The following is a 3,550-nucleotide window of genomic DNA, read 5'->3' as shown; positions in this document are numbered from 1 at the left end:
CCCCCCCCCCCCCCCCCCCCCCCGACCTGTCGGTAAGGATGTCAACCGCATGACGGCCGACATAGTTTTCAGTCATCAGTGGCTCTGATCCGCCGTAGGTCAGTCCTGCGCAAGCCAGCGGGGCGGGTGGGACGTCAGCACTATCGGCGCACAGCGCGACAAAGCAGTCGGGTGACGGCGTGATGGTCGCACCGTAATCGTGGGTGTACCGCTCACACGCAAGATCAATACATGCTCGCCAGAGCGCACTGCCCTGGCGGGCGATACGGATTCGCATGCCCCTCCTTCACGCAGTCCCTCCCGGCGGGAGGGGCTGTCAGGTTGGATGCTATGACCAACCGTCGAAGTTTGACTAGTAGTCACAAGATGACCAATAGTCAAAAAGCAGACACATGCCGACAGTGCATAGTGACTACCCGTGCGAGCCCATCGCCATCCAATTGGCTGCATTGAGTAGCGGTCGGGTGATGGTTAGGTCGCCGTCACGCGTTCAACGATCATCGCATGGATCGTGGCCAGATCGCCGGTGTCCAGTCGGGGCCACCCAAGTCCCCCTACCAGTGAAGCCAGCACGTTCAGCTGGACCTCGCACTCCTGCTCGCGCACCCACAGAAAGCCCTCATACAGCAGGTGCGTAGCGGCATACCCGAAGAGGGAGGAACGCAGGGTGTCCACCGCGACCGGGACCGGCACCCGGGTGTTCGTATATGCGTCTTCGGCCAGGGTGCGCTCCACCACGGCACCGACAACCTGCGCGATCTGCGACTCGACCAGGTCACGCCGTCTCAGCCGGTCGTTGGACGCGACCGCGCAGACGGCATTCGTCCGTGCCGTGATGCTGCACTCGAACAAGATCGGTGAAACTTCGGCGTGGCGTATGTAGGCGAACCCCAGGCCATACAGCGCCCATACGCAGCTCCAGGGCAGATCGGCGATGGACCGAAAGGAGTCAAGCTGACGCCGGGCGCTCTCCGTGGACAGCTCGATCAGCAAGTCCTCGCGACACGTAAAGTGGTTGTACAGTGTGCCCTTGGAGTAGCCGGCTTCCTCTGCCAGCCGACCCAAGGTCAGGTTGTGGAAACCGTCCCTAATGATCATTTCTAGCGCCAAGAAGATCAACTTTTGTTCACGATCTGCTACTTCTTGTATCTTCCTCTGGGCAGTCCGCATGGCTCCAGTATGGGTAACGGACGGTCACTTATCGACGAATCGTCAAAGATCTTCGTTGTCGCGCGGGGTCTGGGTCGCGGATAGCGGCTTGCTGCCGCCGGAGCGCGCTCCATCACAGGGCCAACGTCCATGCGCCGATGTAGCGTATGGTGGCTGTCCTCAACCGTTCAGTCTCCACCCAGGCGCCGAATCCGGAGATTCAGACAGCCGCACACCACGTACGGGGCCAGCCAACGCACCACATACCGAGGATGCCGCCCGGTACCTGGCGCTCAAGCGCACCATGTTCGCGACTTGGGCCAGGGGATACGTGCGGCGCACTGAGGGGCGTCGAGCGGTTACCAAAGAGGCTGTGGTCACATTGTTGTGGCTCGTCTACAAGAACGGACTGTCGGTGCCGTTCGTGGGGCTGGCCGAGCGGATGGTCCTCGCCGCGTTCCCCTCTCTGCCAGACTCGAGTGAGACACCCGCTGGGTGTGGGTTGGCTACGGAGGGGGTGATCGGAGATCCTTGTGTTCGTGGAGTCAGAGTTGCAGGAGCGTCCGGGTGGGTCCTCGCCCCGGCATGATCCGGCGCCGCGTCCGTCGCGGCGGGTGTTCAGTACGGCGTACAAGCTGCGGATTGTCGCCAAGTATGAGAACGCCCCGCATGGGGAGAAGGGAGCGATCCTGCGTCGGGAGGGTTTGTTCTCCTCGCATGTGGTGGAGTGGACCCGGGCTCGTGACGCGGGAGTTCTGGGCGGGGGGACGGGTACCGCGGCCCGTGGTCCGGAGAAGAAGCCGGTGAAGTCGGCGGAGCAGATCGAGTTGGAGAAGCTCCGCCGGGAGAACGAGCGGTTGAAGACACGGCTTGCGACGACCGAGACCGCGCTGGATATCATGGGAAAAGCACGCGCGCTCTTGCAGCAGGTCTCCGAGAGCGCGGACACCGAATAGTCGCAGATCAGATGTTGAACGGTGCTTTCGAGGAGCTCCGTGCCGCGGGTGTGCCGGTGAGCCGGGCGTGTTCCTATGTCGGCCGGTCGAGGGCGACGCACAGCGCCAGCACGGCGGCCAACGGGTGGGTCCACCCAACGTTGGGCGCGGTGGTCGGGAACCGCGGCGAAATAGTCGAGCAGGTCAGCGTCGACCGACGGAGGTCCGGCAGCGTCACCCGCCCTGTCGCAGCAGGTCAGCGGTGACAGCACCGACCCGACGCCATCCTCGTCGAGGAACGCCGTGGCAGACTGGGACAACGAAGCTCTGGTGTCGAGAGGTTTGTGAGAAGATCCCTCCTCCTACCGAGGCTTCGTCACTATTCTACGAACCGACACACCGTTAGCAACTCGCTACGAGGAAACAACAACAGGTGTAGTGGGAACGATCGACCGGTAACGATGATCATAAGGCGGTCGTGGGCTGACCGCCACCTTCGCTGGCGGTCGTGGCGAGTGCCCGCCTTGCCCGTGTGGAGAATCGGCAGGCTGCACGTCGGGGTCTTATGGTTGTCGTGGCCGGGCCGTGATTTCAGTTGCGGGAAGGTTGGGATCCCATGAATCATGTAATGTGATTGCGACTTCAGAGGCGGTATCTATTTCTTCAGGATCAAGTTTGATCACGCTGGTGGTTGGGCCCAGGTCGGCGGTGCACACGCCGGAGGTCTTCTTGTCGACCGTTATCTCGATTGAATGTCTGTTCAGTGCGTGGAGGGAAACGGGTAGCCGCGGGCAGGAGCCGCTGCCCCACAACGTCAGAGCGAGTCGATGGTCATGTTCGATGATGGCGATAGATGATTCATTACCATGAAGGGTGGCGGGCGTGACACCATCGGGAAGGCCCTGGTAAACTCGTTCGGCGATTGTATCGGGTCCGTTCCCACCGCAGCCGCTGAGTAGGCCGCTGGCGACTAGGACCGTCCACGCGCGTGTTGTAGCCATGTTCATCCGGACGCGGCCGTCCGGTCGATGGTTCCCAGGCTGTATTGTGCGTAGGTGCCGGACCGACCAGGATATGACAGGATCAAGATTAATATACCATTTCGTGTGCATCACTGTCCAAATTCCGAACTTGCGGAGAAAAATGGTATCATCTTCGGTCGATTGGGTTTCACGATCTGATGCCTAGATTTCAGCCGGTGTTGATACTCGCCTGAAGGACGTTCTGCGCGTTCTGAATGTTAGCGAAATAGACTCGCCAGCTACAGGAACGGGTGGCGCTGGCTGGCACTTCCGTACATGCGGCGCCGGCGCTGGGGTCCATCGCCGAGATGATTCCGTTCGCCACGGCTCCTGCGTCCCCGGTCGGTGTGAAATTGTTCTGGCCGCAGTGCGCCGCGCTCATCATGAAGCTCGCCCCATCGGACCACCGGCTGACACCGAAGCCTGATGTGCATGACCATCCAT

The 3,550-nt window shown here is 61.5% G+C and carries 4 protein-coding genes; 3 read left to right on the top strand and 1 reads right to left on the bottom strand.

Translation table 11 applies throughout. From position 1 onward, the window contains the following. Positions 1-471: 471 nt before the first annotated feature. Complete coding sequence (locus tag NBW77_RS21855; protein ID WP_165485770.1) at positions 472-1,098, bottom strand: TetR/AcrR family transcriptional regulator; 627 nt, start codon at positions 1,096-1,098, stop codon at positions 472-474. Here NBW77_RS21855 and NBW77_RS22645 point away from each other — a divergent pair. From NBW77_RS22645 to NBW77_RS21845, 3 genes are all read left to right on the top strand, one after another. Then, a complete protein-coding gene (locus tag NBW77_RS22645) occupies positions 1,091-1,738 on the top strand; it encodes a hypothetical protein (RefSeq protein ID WP_349817067.1) in 648 nt (215 codons plus the stop codon). The two genes, NBW77_RS21855 and NBW77_RS22645, sit on opposite strands and share 8 nt — an antisense overlap. Beyond that, positions 1,683-2,105, top strand: coding sequence for a hypothetical protein (locus NBW77_RS21850; protein ID WP_250280278.1), 423 nt, complete (start codon positions 1,683-1,685; stop codon positions 2,103-2,105). The genes NBW77_RS22645 and NBW77_RS21850 overlap by 56 nt, the downstream gene beginning before the upstream one ends. A 1,252-nt stretch (positions 2,106-3,357) precedes the next feature. Continuing rightward, positions 3,358-3,550: hypothetical protein (locus NBW77_RS21845; protein WP_250280277.1), on the top strand; the 193-nt coding region annotated here is incomplete at its 3' end.

Source organism: Frankia sp. Cppng1_Ct_nod, assembly GCF_920656135.1.
Lineage (GTDB): Bacteria > Actinomycetota > Actinomycetes > Frankiales > Frankiaceae > Protofrankia > Protofrankia meridionalis.
The sequence above is the reverse complement of the archived record's forward strand: the minus strand, read 5'-3'. Positions and strand labels throughout refer to the sequence as shown.

Bases quoted from the DNA above. Each gene is read 5' to 3' on its own strand.
- NBW77_RS22645 (WP_349817067.1), top strand. From the start codon at position 1,091: ATGATCATTTCTAGCGCCAAGAAGATCAACTTTTGTTCACGATCTGCT.
- NBW77_RS21855 (WP_165485770.1), bottom strand. From the start codon at position 1,098: ATGATCATTAGGGACGGTTTCCACAACCTGACCTTGGGTCGGCTGGCA.